17 protein-coding genes are annotated in these 16,587 nt (G+C 66.8%); 11 read left to right on the forward strand and 6 right to left on the reverse strand.

All coding sequences use genetic code 11. The features are described 5' to 3' along the window. Nucleotides 1-91: 91 nt before the first annotated feature. Nucleotides 92-1,066, reverse strand: a complete 975-nt coding sequence (locus P9A17_RS30620) for a quinone oxidoreductase (protein ID WP_278042561.1) — start codon at nucleotides 1,064-1,066, stop codon at nucleotides 92-94. A gap of 37 nt (nucleotides 1,067-1,103) precedes the next feature. Here P9A17_RS30620 and P9A17_RS30625 point away from each other — a divergent pair, with 37 nt between their 5' ends. Next, entirely contained in the window at nucleotides 1,104-2,042 is a 939-nt protein-coding gene (locus tag P9A17_RS30625) for a hypothetical protein (protein WP_278042562.1), read from the forward strand. Here P9A17_RS30625 and P9A17_RS30630 read toward each other — a convergent pair. After that, the gene (locus tag P9A17_RS30630; protein WP_278042563.1) at nucleotides 1,992-2,948 is read right to left on the reverse strand and encodes a heme A synthase; all 957 of its coding nucleotides are present in this window, start codon (nucleotides 2,946-2,948) and stop codon (nucleotides 1,992-1,994) included. The genes P9A17_RS30625 and P9A17_RS30630 overlap by 51 nt on opposite strands. A gap of 20 nt (nucleotides 2,949-2,968) precedes the next feature. Next, nucleotides 2,969-3,553: a TetR/AcrR family transcriptional regulator gene (locus P9A17_RS30635; protein WP_278042564.1), complete on the reverse strand. Its 585-nt coding sequence runs from the start codon at nucleotides 3,551-3,553 to the stop codon at nucleotides 2,969-2,971. A 109-nt stretch (nucleotides 3,554-3,662) separates the two neighbouring features. On the opposite strand from P9A17_RS30635, the gene P9A17_RS30640 reads away from it, so the two are divergent. Next, entirely contained in the window at nucleotides 3,663-4,358 is a 696-nt protein-coding gene (locus P9A17_RS30640; protein WP_278042590.1) for a hypothetical protein, read from the forward strand. Here the strand turns inward: P9A17_RS30640 and P9A17_RS30645 are convergent. From P9A17_RS30645 to mptB, 3 genes are read right to left on the reverse strand one after another with little or no spacing between them, the layout of a single operon-like run. Then, nucleotides 4,272-5,051 (reverse strand): ABC transporter permease, encoded by a 780-nt coding sequence (locus P9A17_RS30645; protein ID WP_278042565.1) that lies wholly within the window; start codon nucleotides 5,049-5,051, stop codon nucleotides 4,272-4,274. The genes P9A17_RS30640 and P9A17_RS30645 overlap by 87 nt on opposite strands. Then, nucleotides 5,048-5,986, reverse strand: coding sequence for an ABC transporter ATP-binding protein (locus tag P9A17_RS30650; protein ID WP_278042566.1), 939 nt, complete (start codon nucleotides 5,984-5,986; stop codon nucleotides 5,048-5,050). The genes P9A17_RS30645 and P9A17_RS30650 overlap by 4 nt, the downstream gene beginning before the upstream one ends. Continuing rightward, the gene (gene mptB / locus P9A17_RS30655; protein ID WP_278042567.1) at nucleotides 5,983-7,650 is read right to left on the reverse strand and encodes a polyprenol phosphomannose-dependent alpha 1,6 mannosyltransferase MptB; all 1,668 of its coding nucleotides are present in this window, start codon (nucleotides 7,648-7,650) and stop codon (nucleotides 5,983-5,985) included. The genes P9A17_RS30650 and mptB overlap by 4 nt, the downstream gene beginning before the upstream one ends. Before the next feature lie 47 nt (nucleotides 7,651-7,697). Between mptB and P9A17_RS30660 the strand changes: the two genes are divergently transcribed. The 9 genes from P9A17_RS30660 to P9A17_RS30700 all read left to right on the forward strand — a co-directional run bounded on the left by P9A17_RS30660 (nucleotide 7,698) and on the right by P9A17_RS30700 (nucleotide 16,565). After that, entirely contained in the window at nucleotides 7,698-8,492 is a 795-nt protein-coding gene (locus P9A17_RS30660) for a metalloregulator ArsR/SmtB family transcription factor (RefSeq protein ID WP_278042591.1), read from the forward strand. A 72-nt stretch (nucleotides 8,493-8,564) separates the two neighbouring features. After that, entirely contained in the window at nucleotides 8,565-10,004 is a 1,440-nt protein-coding gene (gene sufB, locus P9A17_RS30665) for a Fe-S cluster assembly protein SufB (protein WP_278042568.1), read from the forward strand. A 2-nt stretch (nucleotides 10,005-10,006) separates the two neighbouring features. Then, nucleotides 10,007-11,185: a Fe-S cluster assembly protein SufD gene (gene sufD / locus P9A17_RS30670; RefSeq protein WP_278042569.1), complete on the forward strand. Its 1,179-nt coding sequence runs from the start codon at nucleotides 10,007-10,009 to the stop codon at nucleotides 11,183-11,185. Between the two features lies 1 nt (nucleotide 11,186). After that, nucleotides 11,187-11,957, forward strand: a complete 771-nt coding sequence (gene sufC / locus P9A17_RS30675) for a Fe-S cluster assembly ATPase SufC (RefSeq protein ID WP_278042570.1) — start codon at nucleotides 11,187-11,189, stop codon at nucleotides 11,955-11,957. 1 nt (nucleotide 11,958) lies between these two features. Continuing rightward, complete coding sequence (locus tag P9A17_RS30680; protein WP_278042571.1) at nucleotides 11,959-13,221, forward strand: cysteine desulfurase; 1,263 nt, start codon at nucleotides 11,959-11,961, stop codon at nucleotides 13,219-13,221. Further along, a complete protein-coding gene (gene sufU / locus P9A17_RS30685) occupies nucleotides 13,221-13,682 on the forward strand; it encodes a Fe-S cluster assembly sulfur transfer protein SufU (RefSeq protein ID WP_278042572.1) in 462 nt (153 codons plus the stop codon). The genes P9A17_RS30680 and sufU overlap by 1 nt, the downstream gene beginning before the upstream one ends. Further along, the gene (locus tag P9A17_RS30690) at nucleotides 13,682-14,029 is read left to right on the forward strand and encodes a metal-sulfur cluster assembly factor (protein ID WP_278042573.1); all 348 of its coding nucleotides are present in this window, start codon (nucleotides 13,682-13,684) and stop codon (nucleotides 14,027-14,029) included. The genes sufU and P9A17_RS30690 overlap by 1 nt, the downstream gene beginning before the upstream one ends. Before the next feature lie 13 nt (nucleotides 14,030-14,042). After that, nucleotides 14,043-14,579, forward strand: a complete 537-nt coding sequence (locus P9A17_RS30695; RefSeq protein WP_278042574.1) for a hypothetical protein — start codon at nucleotides 14,043-14,045, stop codon at nucleotides 14,577-14,579. A gap of 519 nt (nucleotides 14,580-15,098) precedes the next feature. Further along, on the forward strand, nucleotides 15,099-16,565 hold the full coding sequence (locus tag P9A17_RS30700; protein ID WP_278042575.1) for a glycoside hydrolase family 16 protein: 1,467 nt from the start codon (nucleotides 15,099-15,101) through the stop codon (nucleotides 16,563-16,565). The last annotated feature ends 22 nt before the right edge of the window (nucleotides 16,566-16,587 follow it).

Below are 16,587 nucleotides of genomic sequence, written 5' to 3' on the forward strand. Positions count from 1 at the left end.
AGTCAGAAACCAGACCGCGCGCAACCGTCTCGGACAGCCAAACGCAGCTAATTCCTATCAGAGAGTTCACAGGAATTGGGGCCCACGATCACTAGGGGACCAGGACGACCGATCCGACGGTCTTGCGGCCCTGCAGATCGCGGTGGGCCTGCTCGGCCTCGTGCAGTGCATACCGGTGGCTCACGGTCACATTCAAGGTGCCATCGGCGATCGCGGTCAGCAGTTCGCCTGCCCGCCAGGAGAATTCGTCCGGTGTCCGGGTGTGGTGCGCCAGGTTGGGCCGGGTCAGAAACACGGAACCGGCGGTGTTGAGGCGCTGCGGGTCGATCGGGGGCACCGGGCCGCTCGCGGCACCGAACAGAGCCAGCGTGCCGCGCACGGCCAGACTTGCCAGGCTGGCTTCGAACGTCGACGCCCCAACCCCGTCGAACACCGCGGCGACGCCGTGGCCGTCGGTCAAGTCCCGGATCCGGTCGCCGAACGCCTTCGGGTCGTCGGGGTAGTCGAGCACCTCGACAGCGCCCGCGTGGCGCGACAACTCCGCCTTGTCCGGCGTCGACACGGTGGTGATCACCGAGGCGGCGAGGCTGGTGGCCCATTGGGTGAGGATCAATCCGACGCCGCCCGCGCCGGCGTGGACCAGCACGGCGTCGCCCTGCTGCACCGGATAGGTCGACTTGATCAGGTAGTGCGCCGTCATCCCCTTCAACAGCGCCGAAGCTGCCACTTCGGGTGCCACACCCTCCGGGACGTAGGCAACGAAATCGGCTGGAGCCAAAGAATATTCGGCGTAGGCGCCGAGTGCCTTGTCGGTGACCACCCGGTCTCCGACAGTGAGCGCCGCAACGTCGTCGCCGACGGCCTCGATGATTCCGCACACCTCGGTGCCCACGACGAACGGAGTCGAGCGGGGGTACTGCCCGGACCGGAAGTACGTGTCGATGAAGTTCACGCCGATGGCCTCGGCTCTGATGAGCACCTGCCCGGGGCCGGGCTCGGGCGCAGGCTTCTCGATCAAGGACAGGACTTCGGGTCCGCCGGTCTCGGCGACTTCGATGACGCGCATGAGGCCATCATGCCCTGATCGGTAAAATCGGCTAGTCATGAAACTGGCCCGCCCCGACGTTTTCCATCCCCGCATCGTGCTGGCGGGCTGCCGGGCGCTACCCGAGGGTGATGGCGACGACGCCGGCCTTGTCGACGCGTTGCGTGGCCGCGGCCTGCACGCCCGGTGGCTGCCGTGGGACGACCCCGCGACGCTGCAGGCCGACCTGGTGATCCTGCGCGCCACCTGGGACTACACCGAACGCCTCGACGACTTCCTGGACTGGACCCGGCAGGTGCCGGTGCTGGTGAACGCGCCCGAGGTCGTCGCGTGGAACACCGACAAGCTGTACGTCCGCGATCTGGCGGAGGCCGGCGTGCCGGTGGTGCCGACCGAGTTTTTCGCGCCGGGGGAGCCCGTGCGCATCCCGGCCGGCGAGGTCGTCGTGAAGCCATCCGTGGGTGCGGGTTCGGTTGGCGCGCTTCGTTTCTCCCATCCAGACGAGGCACGTACCCATGCCGAATCGTTGCAGGCGGCCGGGCGGACGGTGATGGTGCAGCCCTACGACGCGCGTGTTGGCGACGGCGAGACGGCGCTGGTCTTCCTCGGTGGGCAGCAGTCGCACGCCTTCACCAAGGCGCCGATGCTGCCTCCGCCGGGGCGGGCGCCGATGTTCGATGAATCGGGCACTTTCGCCGAAGAGCGCCTCGAACCGGCCGAGCCGGATTTCGAGCTGTGGGACGTCGGGCGTCAGGCGCTGGCGGCCGCTGCGGCCCGCCTGGATATCGCCGTCGCCGATCTGCTGTATGCGCGCGTCGACGTCATCGGCGGGGCCGACAATCCCGTCCTTCTCGAACTCGAACTCGTCGAGCCGTCACTGGGGTGGCGGCAACTGGGCGATGCAGACAGACAGCACGCCCAGCGCCGGTTCGCGCTCGGCGTCGAGTCAGCGCTCGAGCGCCTCGGCCTGGGTCCGTTCTCGCATCGAACCCCATAGCGCAGCCGTCGCCGCCGTACAGGCACCCGCGCCCGCGACGTGGAGCGCCACCAGCGCCTCGGGCACCCCGGTGAAGAACTGGATGGCGCCGAGCGTGCCTTGCGCCGCGACCAGGGCGACGAGAACCCCGAGCCTGCGCATGACCGGGCGCGGCGCGTGCACCGCCACCAACGCGAACCCGAGGGCGACGAGCAGCGCCAGGTAGGCGACCAGCAGCGACGAGTGCATGTGCACCAGCGTGGTGATCTCGATCTGCAGCCGCGGGACAGGCCGGTCGAGGCTCTTGTCGCCGGCGTGTGGGCCGGCGCCGGTGACCATCGTTCCGGTGACCAGAACGGCCGAGAGCGTCACGGCCGACAGAATGGTCAACTGCCGCAGCGCTTTCGGAACCACGGCTCGGGGCGTGCCGCTGTCGGGCTCACCGATCTTGACGTACAGCAGCACCGAGAGCCACACCATGGCCATCGAGACCAGAAGGTGGATGGCAACCGTCCACCACAGCAGCCCGGTAAGCACCGTGATCCCGCCGATCACGGCCTGCGCCACCGTCGACGCGGGCATCAGCCAGGCGTAGCCGATCACCTCACGGCGGCGGCGGGCCCGGGTGACGACGATGACGGCCGCTGCCGCGGTGAGCACGACCAGGAACGTCAGCATCCGGTTGCCGAACTCGACGGCCTGGTGGATGCCCGCGACCTCGGGGTGCGGGACGGGGGTGAAGCTGCCGGGGAAGCATTGGGGCCAGGTGGGGCAGCCCAGGCCGGACGCGGTGACGCGCACGATGGCTCCGGTGACGGCGATGCCGCCCTGGGTCAGGATCACGGCCGCCGCGACGATGCGCTGCACCCGGAGGCTCGGCTCGGGCAGCAGATCGACGATCCGCAGGAATAGTCGTCCGACGGGCATTTTCCGATGGTAGAGGCTTGTTAACTACCGGCCGTAGTAGGGGCTTGGGTGAGGGGGATCAGGATGTCGTCGACGAGCTGAATCACCAGGTCGTCTGTGATCGGGTCGCCGGTGATCAGCAATCGGTGCCACAGCACGCTCTGGCAGAGCTCGCGAGCGATCTCGATCGGTACGTCCTCGCGGACCTCGCCACGTTCGACGCCCCGCGCGAAGATCGCGGTCATCTCTGTCTTGCGCATGCCGAGCACGTCGGTCCGGAAGGTTGATTCCAGCTCGGGGTCGCGCGCCACGGCCATGATCACGGACTTCATCAACGGCCCGCTTTCGCCGGTGAACAGCATGGCCCACCCGCGCAGCACCGCGAGCATGTCGCCGCGGAAGGTCCCGGTGGCGGGGGTGGGCAGGGAAGCGGTGGCGACACTGATGAGGGTGTCGCGCAGCAGCGCCTTCCGGTCCGGCCAGCGCCGGTAGAGGACCGGCTTGCTGGTGCGGGCGGCGGCAGCGACCGCTTCCATCGTGACGCCGTCCGGGCCGTGCTCGCCGAGCAGTTCCAGCACCGCTGCCCGGATTGCGGTGTCCAGTTCAGCTCCGCGACGCCTGCCCATGTGATCCCTCTCTCAACGCAAAGAAACGCTTGCGTATCTTAACGCACTACTCTTACAGTTCCGGTATAAGAAACGCAAACGTATCTTGGAGGCTGAAATGACCACTGCAATGACCCTGCCGGTGCTGTATCCGCTCCGGGCGGTCGACTCCGCGACCGTGCGGATCACCGAGTGCCCCCGCGGCCGCAGGCGCATCACGATCGACCACCGCCCGCTCGCCGGTGTGACGCCGGCGATGCTTCTCGACTGGTTCACTCATCTCGGCGGCACGATGCGGTACGGCGGCCAGGTCGTCGACCGCTATCACGCCTGGCATCCGATCGACCACATCCTGTGGGAGCTCGCCCGGCCCGCGCCGACAGGCGGAGCGGCGGAGGGCGCCCGCTTCCACATGGTCGAGGCATTCGGTGCGCGACCGGAATTCACGGTCGACGAGGTGGCTCGCGTCGAAAAGCTCGACGACACCGGCATTCGGCTGGTGCTTCGGGTGGCCGGCATCCCGGTCTTCCAGCTTGAGCACACGTGGTCCGCGGGCGCCGAGGGCGCTCACTACGTCACGGTGATGGATCTCGGGGTGCGGTCGGCTCTGTTGTCGCCGATCAACCGAATCCTGCAGCGGCGGTTCTCGGACGCAAAGGCTCACGCGTGGGTCAAGCACAACATCGAGGAAGTCGGTCAGCTGGAATACCTGCTGCCGCAGCTCAGTGCGCAGGATGACTCAGGTGAACCTGAACCAGCGCAGGGCGCCCAGGGCGGCGACGGCACCCCACACGGCCAGAGTCGCGAGGCCGAACCAGTCCATTGACAACGTCATCGCGCGCGACAGGGCTTCGGTGAGCGCCCCCGACGGGGTCAGGCGTGCCACCCACTGCACGGCCGTCGGCACCATCCCGCCCTCGAGCGTGAGGGCGCCGAGTCCAGCGAACACGAACCACAGCAGGTTGGCGACGGCGAGCACGATCTCGGCGCGCAGGGTTCCCCCGAGGAGCAGTCCGAGCGCGGCGAACACCGCTGTGCCCAGCGCGATGATCACCGCACCGAGAGCCAGACCCGCCAGAGGTGGACGCCAGCCCAGCGCAAAACCGATGGCGCCGAACAGGATCGACTGCAGGAAGACGACGGCGACCACCGCGAGTGACTTGCCGGCGATGATGCCCCACACGGGAAGCGCCGTCGCTCCGAGCCGCTTGAGGGCGCCGTAGCGACGGTCGAACGCGACGGCGATCGCCTGCCCGGTGAACGCGGTCGAGATGACGGCCAGCGCCATGATGGCGGGGACGAACGTCGCCGCCCGGTTCGGGCCGAACGATCCCAGCGGCAGCAGCGTCAGGCCGACCAGCAGCGTGATCGGGATGAACATCGTCAGCAGCAGCTGTTCGCCGTTGCGCAACAGCAGACGCAACTCCAGGCCGAACTGCGCGGTCAGCATCTTCGACACCGCGGCGGGGCGCGGATCGGGCGTGAAAGTGCCCGGGGCGAAACGGTTCTCGGTGCTCATCTGCGGAGCTCCCGTCCGGTCAGGTCGAGGAACACGTCCTCGAGGCTGCGCTGCTCGACCCTCATGTCGGTGGCCAGCACGTCGAGGCGCGCGCACCACGCCGTGACCGTGGCCAGGACCTGGGGGTCGATGTGGCCTTCGACGAGGTATTCACCCGGGGCCGTCTCCGACGCGCGGTAGGCCTCGGGCAGCGCTGACACGAGCAGTGACAGATCGAGCATTCGCGGTGCGCGGAAACGCAATTGGTTCTCGGCCCCGCTGCGCATCAACTCGGCGGGCGTCCCGGTGGCCACGGCCGCGCCGTGGTCGATGATCAGGATCCGGTCGGCGAGTTCCTCGGCTTCGGTGAGCTGATGCGTGGTCAGCACCACTGTCACCCCGTCGCGGCGCAGCGCGTCGATGAGCTCCCACACGACGATGCGGGCGTGGGCGTCCATGCCCGCGGTGGGCTCGTCGAGAAACACCAGCTCGGGACGCCCGACGACGGCGCAGGCCAGCGCGAGGCGCTGCTGCTGGCCGCCGGAGAGGCGCCGGTAGGTGGTCCGCGCGGCGTCGGTCAAGCCCAGCGTGTCCAGCAGCCACTGCGGGTCGAGTGGGTCGGCGGCGTAGGAGGCGACCAGGTCGAGCATCTCGCCCGCCCGGGCTGCCGGATAGGCGCCGCCACCCTGCAGCATGACGCCGGTGCGGGCACGGACCTCGGCGTTGTCGGCCACCGGATCGAGCCCCAGGATCCGGATCGAGCCGGAATCGGGCTTGAAGAAGCCTTCGCACATCTCGACGGTCGTCGTTTTGCCCGCGCCGTTGGGGCCGAGCAGTGCGAACACCTCGGCGGTCTGTACGTCGAGATCGAGCTCCGCGACGGCCGTCGTCGACCCGTACCGTTTGCTGACCCCACGCAGCAACACCGGGGGACTGCCTGGAGGTACGGACGTCACGGGGACTCAGCGTAGGCGTCTGGCTTCGCGCTCGGTCGTACCGCCTCCTCGTCGGGCACCGGCCGCCAGGGCAGCCAGCGATAGGTGATCGCCACAAGCGTCAGCAGGATGACGAGGCTCGCGGCCGTCGCCAGCGCGATCTGGAAGATCGCGAACCTGTCGCCGTTGGCGGTCGGTCCGAAGATCCCGACCACGAGGGTCACGGCGATCGCTGCGGCGCGGAAGCGCGGCCGCGTCGCCCATGCCGCCAGCGGGATGATCGCCCACAGCACGTACCAGGGTTGGACGACGGGGAAGAGCAGCAGGGTGGCGCCCAGCGCGACGCCGAGGCCGCCGACGGGATGCAGCCGCCCGCGCAACACGGCGAAGAGCAGCCACAGCACGATCACCGTGATGAGGCTGACGCCGATCGCACGGGTCAGTGCGAGCACTGCGGTGGTGTGGTCGCCCAGGCCGAGCAGGATTCCGACCTGCCCGGTGCCGAGGGCCAGCAGGGTCGGCAGAGACATCCAGCTGCGGACGACGTTGGCGGTGCCGAGGGTGAACAGCCACCCGAAGCCGAGGCCACTGACCCACCCGACGAGCGCCATGACGGCCAGCGCGATGGACCCGAGCGACAGGCTGGAGATGAGGAATGCCTTGACCGTTCCGCCCCACCGACAGGCCAGCGCCATCGCCACGAACCCGAGGGCCAGTAGTGACGGCAGCTTGACCTGGGACGACAGCGTGATGAGCACGGTGCCCGTGACGAGCATCGCCAGCGGGTACCAGCCCCCCCATCGCTCGCGGTCCTGCGGTCGCGCCAGCGGGCGGGGGACCAGCGGTGTGGCGGCATCGATGGCACGCAGCGCGAATTCGGTGCCGACCAGCATCAGGCCGATCATCAGGGCCTCGTTGTGGATGCCGGCGACCAGGTGCATGAACAGCAGTGGGTTGGCGGCACCCAGCCACAGCGCACTGACCTCGGCCACGCCGCAGCGGCGGGCGAGCCGCGGGGTGGCCCACACGATCATCCCGACGCCGAGCAGCACCACGAGCCGGTGGAACAGCACCGCCTCGACGATGTTTTCGCCGGTGAGCTGCGATATGCCGCGCCCTATCCACAGGAACAGCGGTCCGTAGGGCGCCGGCGTCTCCCGCCACATGCTCGGCACCGACAGCGTGAACACATGATCAAGGCCGAGCCCCGGCGCGGGGCCGACCAGGTATGGGTCGTTGCCCTGCAGCGAGATCTCGCTCTGCGCCAGATAGGAGTAGACGTCCTTGCTGTACATCGGCGGTGCGATGAGCAGCGGTAATGCCCACAGCAGCAGCGTGCGGTCCAGTTGGCTGCGCGTCATCTTGCGCTTCCCGAGCGCGAACCGGCCCAGCATCAGCCACGCGAGCGCCATCATGACCGCGCCCGTCGTCGTCATCGTCAGCGACACCGTCGCGATCCGTGACGGCAGATTGAGAAGCCGGACGCCGAATGTCGGGTCCTGGACGACCGGCCGGGCGCCGGCGCCCAGCGCGCCGATCGCCATCAGCACCGTCCCGGTGGCCCCGAACAGGCGTGTTCGGTGCATCGCGACGAGCTCGGCGGGGCGCAGGGGGCTGCCGACCGTTCGCTCGTCGCCGTGCAGACCGGCGATCGTCGAGCTGAGGGAGTGCTGGCGGGCTGCCACGAAGGCAGCGTAGCGGTCGCCTATTCCCCGAATTGGTGGACGATCGTGTGATTATCCCGACGGGACTGCTAAGGGTGCCCTTGCTGGACCCGGTTGTGGAATTGCGTCACACTGGTGTTGTGAAAATCCGTTCGCACAGCTCCGACGCGCCGTCTCCGGCGCCGTCCCATGCGGTCGACGGTGACACGCAGGGGCACACCCGCAAGGTGATCGTCCAATTGCTCCTGGAATCCGGTCCGACGACGGCAAGCCATATCGGCGAATGCCTCGGGCTGTCCGCCGCAGGCGTGCGCAGGCATCTCGACGCCCTGATCGACGCGGGTGAGGCGCAGGCCAATGCCGCCGCAGCGTGGCAGCAGGAAGGCCGCGGCAGGCCCGCCAAGCGCTACCAACTCACCGCTGCGGGCCGGGCCAAACTGGAGCACACCTACGACGACCTGGCCTCGGCTGCCATGCGACAGCTGCGTGAGCTCGGCGGCGACGACGCCATCCGTACCTTCGCGCGTCGTCGTATCGACGCCATCCTCGCCGGCGTGGAACCCGTCAGCGAGGAGCCGTCCGGAGATGATGTCGAGGCCGCGGCCGACCGCATCGCCGACGCGCTCACCGATGCGGGGTACGCCACCACCACGACCAGGGTGGGCGGTCCGCTCCGTGGTGTCCAGATCTGTCAGCATCACTGTCCGGTGTCGCACGTCGCCGAGCAGTTTCCCGAATTGTGCGAGGCCGAGCAGCAGGCGATGGCCGAAGTACTGGGTACCCACGTGCAAAGGCTGGCGACCATCGTCAACGGTGACTGTGCGTGTACCACCCACGTCCCGCTCGTGCCGGCCGAGCGATAGCGAAACAGCGATAACCCTTCGGCGCACAGCCCGTGCCGGAGGCCACCACAAAAGCAAAAGGAGTGTGTCGCAATGACACTCACACCGGAGGTCAAGCCAGAAGCGCTGACCCAGGAGGAGACCATTGCCTCCCTGGGCAAGTACGGCTATGGCTGGGCTGACTCCGACGTCGCAGGGGCCAGCGCGCAGCGGGGGCTGTCCGAAGCCGTGGTCCGCGACATCTCGGCGAAGAAGAGCGAGCCCGAGTGGATGCTCGACATCCGTCTGAAGGCGCTGCGCACGTTCGACAAGAAGCCGATGCCGAACTGGGGGTCCGACCTCGACGGCATCGATTTCGACAACATCAAGTACTTCGTGCGCTCCAGCGAGAAGCAGGCCGCCACCTGGGACGACCTGCCCGCCGACATCAAGAACACCTACGACAAACTGGGCATCCCCGAGGCGGAGAAGCAGCGCCTGGTGTCCGGTGTCGCCGCGCAGTACGAGTCCGAGGTCGTCTACCACTCGATCCGCGAGGATCTCGAGGCTCAGGGCGTCGTGTTCCTCGATACTGATACGGCGCTCAAGGAGCATCCGGAGCTGTTCAAGGAGTACTTCGGCACCGTGATCCCCGCGGGCGACAACAAGTTCTCGGCGCTCAACACCGCGGTGTGGTCGGGTGGGTCGTTCATCTACGTCCCCAAGGGTGTGCACGTCGACATCCCGCTGCAGGCCTACTTCCGGATCAACACCGAGAACATGGGCCAGTTCGAGCGCACGCTGATCATCGTCGACGAGGACGCCTACGTGCACTACGTCGAAGGCTGCACCGCGCCGATCTACAAGAGCGACTCGCTGCACAGCGCCGTCGTCGAGATCATCGTCAAGCCGGGCGGCCGTTGCCGCTACACGACGATCCAGAACTGGTCGAACAACGTCTTCAACCTGGTCACCAAGCGTGCCCGGGCCGAAGCCGGCGCCACGATGGAATGGGTCGACGGCAACATCGGCTCGAAGGTCACGATGAAGTACCCGGCCGTGTGGATGACCGGTGAGTACGCCAAGGGCGAGGTGCTCTCAGTGGCGTTCGCCGGCGAGGGGCAGCACCAGGACACCGGCGCCAAGATGCTGCACCTGGCGCCCAACACCTCGAGCAACATCATCTCCAAGTCGGTGGCCCGCGGCGGTGGCCGCGCGTCCTACCGTGGCCTGGTTCAGGTCAACAAGGGTGCACACGGCAGCAAGTCGAGCGTGAAATGCGATGCGCTGCTTGTCGATACGGTGAGCCGCTCCGACACGTACCCGTACGTTGACATCCGTGAGGACGACGTCACGATGGGCCACGAGGCCACCGTGTCGAAGGTCAGCGAGGACCAGATGTTCTATCTGATGAGCCGCGGCATGACCGAGGACGAGGCGATGGCCATGGTGGTCCGCGGCTTCGTCGAGCCGATCGCCAAGGAACTCCCGATGGAGTACGCGTTGGAGCTCAACCGGCTGATCGAGCTGCAGATGGAAGGCGCGGTCGGATAACAGTGGTTTCGAATTTGACTGAGGCTGCCGAAGGGATCATCAAAAACAAGGGCGAGCTCTTTTCGTCCTTCGACGTGAACGCCTTCGAGGTGCCCGGCGGCCGCGACGAACTGTGGCGCTTCACCCCGTTGAAGCGGCTGCGTGGGCTCCACGACGGTTCGGCACAGCCCAGTGGCAGCGCCGCCGTCACCGTCAGCGAAGGTCCCGGCGTCACCGTTGAGACGGTGCAGCGCGGCGACCAGCGGCTCGGACAGGCCGGCGTGCCCTCCGACCGCGTTGCTGCGCAGGCATTTTCGTCATTCGAGTCGGCGACCATCGTCACCGTTGCGCGTGACACCGAGATCGCCGAACCCATCGAGATCATCATCGACGGTCCTGGTGAAGGTGCGGTCGCCTACGGGCACCTGCAGATCCGGGTCGAGGAACTCTCGCGGGCGATCATCGTCGTGGACCTGCGCGGCAGCGGCATCTACGCCGACAACGTCGAGATCATCGTCGGCGACTCGGCCGGCGTCGGCGTCATCTGGATCGCCGACTGGGCCGATGACACGGTGCACGTCAGCTCCCACCACGCCAGGCTGGGCAAGGACGCGGTCCTCGGACATGTCAACGTGACCCTCGGCGGCGACGTGGTCCGCACGACGGCCGCGGTGCGCTACGACGGGCCCGGCGGCGACGCCCAGATGCTCGGCACGTACTTCGCCGACGACGGACAGCATTTCGAGGCGCGACTGCTGGTCGATCACTCACAGCCCAACTGCAAGTCCGATGTGCTGTACAAGGGTGCGCTGCAAGGTGATCCGGAATCCAAGAAACCCGATGCGCACACCGTGTGGATCGGCGACGTGTTGATCCGGGCCGAGGCGACCGGTACCGACACCTTCGAGGTGAACCGCAATCTGGTGCTGACCGACGGCGCTCGCGCCGACTCGGTGCCCAACCTTGAGATCGAGACGGGCGAGATCGCCGGCGCCGGGCACGCCAGTGCCACAGGGCGTTTCGACGATGAACAACTCTTCTATCTGCGTGCACGCGGCATCCCCGAGGATGTGGCCCGACGCCTGGTGGTGCGCGGCTTCTTCAACGAGATCATCGCGAAGATCGCCGTCCCCGCCGTGCGTGAACGCCTCACCGAAGCCATCGAACGAGAACTAGCAATCACTGAAGCGAGAACCCACTGACATGACCACACTGGAAATCAAGGACCTGCACGCCTCCGTCTTCACCCCCGAGGGTGACGAGGTGCCCATCCTCAAAGGCGTGAACCTGACTGTGAAGTCGGGGGAGACGCATGCGGTCATGGGCCCCAACGGGTCCGGCAAGTCGACGCTGTCCTACGCGATCGCCGGCCATCCCAAGTACACCGTCACCTCCGGTTCGATCACGCTTGACGGCGAGGATGTGCTGGAGATGAGCATCGACGAGCGTGCTCGCGCCGGCCTGTTCCTCGCGATGCAGTACCCCGTCGAGGTGCCCGGCGTGTCGATGTCGAACTTCCTTCGCACGGCGGCCACCGCGGTCCGCGGCGAGGCGCCCAAGCTGCGGCACTGGGTCAAAGAAGTCAAGGGTGCGATGACCGACCTGGACATCGACCCGTCGTTCGGCGAACGCAGTGTCAACGAGGGCTTCTCGGGCGGTGAGAAGAAGCGCCACGAGATCCTGCAGCTCGGTCTGCTGAAGCCGAAGATCGCCATCCTCGACGAGACCGACTCCGGTCTGGACGTCGACGCGCTGCGTGTCGTCAGCGAGGGCGTGAACCGCTACAAGGACGCCGAAGACGGTGGCGTGCTGCTGATCACCCACTACACGCGGATCCTGCGCTACATCAAGCCGCAGTTCGTTCACGTGTTCGTCGGCGGCCGGATCATCGAATCCGGCGGCCCCGAGCTGGCCGACGAACTCGAAGAGAACGGCTACGAGCGCTTCACGCAGGCTGCCGCCGCAGGAGCCTGACATGACGGCCGCACGCACGCTCGACCTGACGGCCATCAGGGCCGACTTCCCGATTCTGAGCCGGGTGATGCGCGGCGGAAACCAGCTGGCGTATCTGGACTCCGGGGCGACATCACAGAAGCCGCTGGCCGTGCTCGACGCCGAGCGGGAGTTCCTGCTGAACTCCAACGGCGCAGTGCACCGTGGCGCGCATCAGCTGATGGAGGAGTCGACCGACGCCTACGAACAGGGCCGCGAGGACATCGCGTCGTTCGTCGGTGCCGACTCCGACGAGCTGGTGTTCACCAAGAACGCCACCGAGGCGATCAACCTGGTGGCGTATGCGCTGGGGGACAAGCGGTTCGAGAACGCGATCGGTCCGGGCGACGTCATCGTCACCACCGAGCTCGAGCATCATGCGAACCTGGTGCCGTGGCAGGAGCTCGCCCTGCGTACCGGGGCGACGCTGAAGTGGTACGGCGTTGTTTCCGAGGGGCCCGAAGCCGGACGGATCGATCTCGATTCGCTCCAGCTCGATGACCGCGTGAAAGTCGTTGCTTTCAGCCATCATTCGAATGTGACGGGCGCAGTCGCGCCGGTGGCCGAGTTGGTCGCCAGGGCCAAAGCCGTCGGCGCGCTCGTGCTGCTGGACGCCTGCCAGTCCGTGCCGCACCAGCCGGTGGACTTCCATGCACTCGACGTCGACTTCGCGGCGTTCTCGGGCCACAAGATGCTTGGGCCGACCGGTATCGGTGTGCTCTACGGGCGCCGTGAATTGCTGGCCGCGCTGCCCCCGTTCCTGACCGGTGGGTCGATGATCGAGACCGTCACGATGGAGGCCACGACCTTCGCGCCCGCCCCGCAGCGCTTCGAGGCCGGCACCCCGATGACGTCGCAGGTTGTCGGATTGGCAGCTGCCGCAAGGTATCTGGATGCGATCGGGATGGCTGCGGTGGAAGAGCACGAGCAGGAGTTGGTCGCCGCGGCGCTGGCCGGGCTGTCCGAGATCGAGGGCGTCCGGATCATCGGGCCGACCTCGATGGGCCACCGTGGCTCGCCGGTGTCGTTCGTCGTGGACGGTGTCCACGCCCACGATGTGGGACAGGTTCTCGACGACGAAGGTGTCGCCGTGCGGGTGGGCCACCATTGCGCGTGGCCGCTGCACCGGCGGTTCGGGATCGCCGCCACCGCGCGGGCGTCGTTCGCGGTCTACAACACGGTCGAGGAAGTGGACCGGCTCGTCGCCGGTGTGCGTCGCGCCGTCGAGTTCTTCGGGCGGGACTAGTGCGGCTGGAGCAGATCTACCAGGAAGTGATCCTGGACCACTACAAGCACCCGCATCACCGGGGGCTGCGTGAGCCGTTTGCCGCCGAGGTGCACCACGTCAACCCCACCTGCGGTGACGAGGTGACGTTGCGCGTCTCGCTGTCCGACGACGGCGACACGGTCACCGACATCTCGTACGACGGCCAGGGATGCTCCATCAGTCAGGCCGCGACATCGGTGCTCACCGATCAGGTGATCGGCCAGACGGTCGGGGATGCCCTCAAGACGGTCGCGGCATTCTCGGAGATGGTGTCGTCGCGCGGGAAGATCGACGGAGATGAGGACGTTCTCGGCGACGGCATCGCCTTCGCGGGAGTGTCGAAGTACCCGGCGCGGGTGAAGTGCGCGCTGCTGGGGTGGACGGCGTTCAAAGCAGCGCTCGCGGAGGCCCACGGGCCCGAGAATTCAGAGGAGAACTGATGAGTGATACGGCAGTCCCGAATGACGAACTGCTCGCCGATGTCGAAGAGGCGATGCGCGACGTCGTCGATCCTGAACTCGGCATCAACGTCGTCGACCTCGGTCTGGTCTACGGCATCAATCTGGAGAGCAGCGACTCCGGCCAGGTGGCGCTGATCGACATGACACTGACATCGGCTGCATGCCCGCTGACCGACGTCATCGAAGACCAGACCCGCACTGCCCTGGTCGGTGCCAGCTTGGTCCAAGACATCAAGATCAACTGGGTGTGGAATCCGCCGTGGGGCCCGGACAAGATCACCGATGACGGTCGCGAACAGTTGAGGGCGCTCGGCTTCACCGTCTAGCCACCGTCGCGCTGTGGTCACGATCCCGGCACCGGTGTGGCGCTACGGCTTCGCTGTCCGCGCCGTGGTCCTCGGTGGCTCTGCGGGCGGGTGTCTCGGCGTCCTGGCGTGGCTGGATTCCGGCTTCTGGATCACCGGTGTCATCGTCCTGGTGGTCGTCGGCGCCTTCTACGGCACCTGGATGGCGCGGCGCATGACAAAGTACTGGCCCAACTCGGTGGAGCTTTCCGGCGGCGAGCGGGTCGCGGTCGTCGACGCGGCTCGGTCGGGCGAACCGGTTGGCGACGAGCGTCTGGCACAGTCGGTCGCGGCGTACGCGCGCGGACTGCACACCGCGGCGGGGGACTCTCGGATGCTGCGGTGGGTCGTCGCCGTCGTTCTCGTGGTGGCAATCGGCACCGCGGTGTGGGACGGGTTCTTCGGCTCGTGGGGCAATCTCATCGCCTCGGCGGTCTATCTCGCGGCGTTGCTCGTCGAGGTGTTCTGGTGGCCGAGGCGCCAGCGTGACCTGCTGGCGAACGCGGATCGGGCGGCCGCGCAGAGCCACTGAGTTGCTCCACGCGCTATCGGCTATTTTTCCGCTTGCGCGCTCGCGGGTCCTCTGCGCGCGAAAACTGTTGGGGCATCAGGGATTCATCGGTTCTGTACCCCCCTGCGTGGACACCTGGCGAACAATTTTTCTTACGCTGAAAATGCGCACTCCGCACCATTAAATACGTCCGGAACATGTTGTTTATGAACGGCAAATTCTTACCCGAAAAATATTTGCAGTAATGGCTCGCGCGGATCTGGGCGGTTCGCTAACGTTTGCTGTGCACATCGCGTCGACCGAGGGGAGTTGGCAGAGGTCGTGTCTTACTAGCTTCTAGCTCGCATGTTGCGCGGTAAATCAAGCGCCGCGTCCCACTGTTCGATTGGTTCGCTCGGAGGCTGCGAATCGATCGAATACACATTCTTTCTCGACTTCGTTTTCGAGACACCTGTACGAGAAATGGGCTTTGTTATGCATAAGCGTCGGCGCAAGGGGAAGCGCACGGGGAGCGGCAAACACTGGTTGGCGGGTTCGGTCATGGCGGCTGGGCTTGGCGCTGCGGTGATGACGGGCACGGCGACCGCATCGGCGAGTACCGATGATTCGGGTGCCTCAGGAGCATCGACATCGGCGTCGTCGGACGCGCCGGCGACGAAGGCCAGCCGCAATGCCGAGAAGGACGCCACGAAGGACGAGGCCGCCGAGTCGGCGTCTGACACGGACGACACCGAAACCGATACCGCGGACGACACCGAGGCAGACGACAAGGACACCGACGGAGTCAGTGTCGAGGAAGACACCGTCGCCGACGAGGCTGCCGAGGACCCCGACGACGACACGGCGGACTTATACGGACGTCATGCGGCCAAGCCCTCGAACACCACGCCCTCGAACACGGAGACGGCCACCCCGAAGTCAGAGCAGGAACCCGCCGCCGACATCGCCACCGCGCCCGTCGCGTTGCGCGCGGCCGCTACCGCCCCGGCGACGGATCCGGTCCTGGTCGCCGCCGCCACCAGCACCAAGGTGACGCTCGGCTCGATGATCGTCGACATGCTCTATTCGTGGGGCATTCGCAGCAGCAAGATGGGCACCAACTGGCTGGACATCAAGGTGTCCAAGTCGACCGAAACCCGTTGGCTGACCAGACGCGCGGAGATCTACCGCAACGTCGTGATCCCGGAGCCCGAGAATCCGACCGAGCCGGAGGAGCCCAACGAGCCGGAGCAGCCGTCGGGTCCGAAACTGTTGTGGGAGACCAACTTCTCCAGCATGGCCGAGGCGATGAAGTACTGGGGCTTCCAGACTGGTCGCTGGGGGCAGTCGGCCGGCGAAAATCAGTACTACACCGATGGCGACAACGTCTACATCGACGCCGACGGCAACCTCGTCATCGATGCGCGCAGAGAAGCCACGCCCGACAACTTGGGCTCGCCGAACAACTACACGTCGGCCCGCATCGTGACGATGGGCAAGCAGTCGTTCGGTGTCGGCCAGCGCATCGTGGCCCGCATCCAGATGCCTGTCACCAAGGGTGTGCTCCCGGCGTTCTGGTCAGTCGGACTGGAACCCGGGCATGAATTCGACTGGCCCCGCCAGGGTGAGATCGACATCGTCGAGATCCCGACCTTGGGTACCCCGGCCTCGGCGGGGGCCTGGAGTGGCAACATCCACGGCCCGTCGGCGGCCAACAACACCGTCGACGTCAAGTTGCACAACATCGGTGCCGACCTCGGCGTCGACGTGTCGCAGGGCTTTCACGAGTACGGCATCGACTGGCACGCCGACCGGATCGTCTGGCACGTCGACGGCGTCGAAATGGGTCAGATCACCAAGGCGCAGTATGAGGCGCTCGGCGGCAACTGGACGCCGTTCTCCGGCGCCTGGGACCACTATCTGATCCTCAACGTCGCGGTCGGCAACCCGTGGAACGGCGATCCGGATCCGTCGAAGCCATTCTCGGCGCAGATGAAGGTCGATTGGGTGAAGGCCTACGATCTGTAGACAGGAACCAGAGGAACACAGC

It is taken from the genome of Mycobacterium sp. 236(2023), assembly GCF_029623955.1.
GTDB lineage: Bacteria > Actinomycetota > Actinomycetes > Mycobacteriales > Mycobacteriaceae > Mycobacterium.

Coding starts and splice junctions, on each gene's coding strand:
- P9A17_RS30620 (WP_278042561.1), bottom strand. CDS start 1,066: ATGCGCGTCATCGAAGTCGCCGAGACCGGCGGACCCGAAGTCCTGTCC.
- P9A17_RS30625 (WP_278042562.1), top strand. CDS start 1,104: ATGAAACTGGCCCGCCCCGACGTTTTCCATCCCCGCATCGTGCTGGCG.
- P9A17_RS30630 (WP_278042563.1), bottom strand. CDS start 2,948: ATGCCCGTCGGACGACTATTCCTGCGGATCGTCGATCTGCTGCCCGAG.
- P9A17_RS30635 (WP_278042564.1), bottom strand. CDS start 3,553: ATGGGCAGGCGTCGCGGAGCTGAACTGGACACCGCAATCCGGGCAGCG.
- P9A17_RS30640 (WP_278042590.1), top strand. CDS start 3,663: ATGACCCTGCCGGTGCTGTATCCGCTCCGGGCGGTCGACTCCGCGACC.
- P9A17_RS30645 (WP_278042565.1), bottom strand. CDS start 5,051: ATGAGCACCGAGAACCGTTTCGCCCCGGGCACTTTCACGCCCGATCCG.
- sufB (WP_278042568.1), top strand. CDS start 8,565: ATGACACTCACACCGGAGGTCAAGCCAGAAGCGCTGACCCAGGAGGAG.
- sufC (WP_278042570.1), top strand. CDS start 11,187: ATGACCACACTGGAAATCAAGGACCTGCACGCCTCCGTCTTCACCCCC.
- P9A17_RS30680 (WP_278042571.1), top strand. CDS start 11,959: ATGACGGCCGCACGCACGCTCGACCTGACGGCCATCAGGGCCGACTTC.
- P9A17_RS30690 (WP_278042573.1), top strand. CDS start 13,682: ATGAGTGATACGGCAGTCCCGAATGACGAACTGCTCGCCGATGTCGAA.
- P9A17_RS30700 (WP_278042575.1), top strand. CDS start 15,099: ATGGCGGCTGGGCTTGGCGCTGCGGTGATGACGGGCACGGCGACCGCA.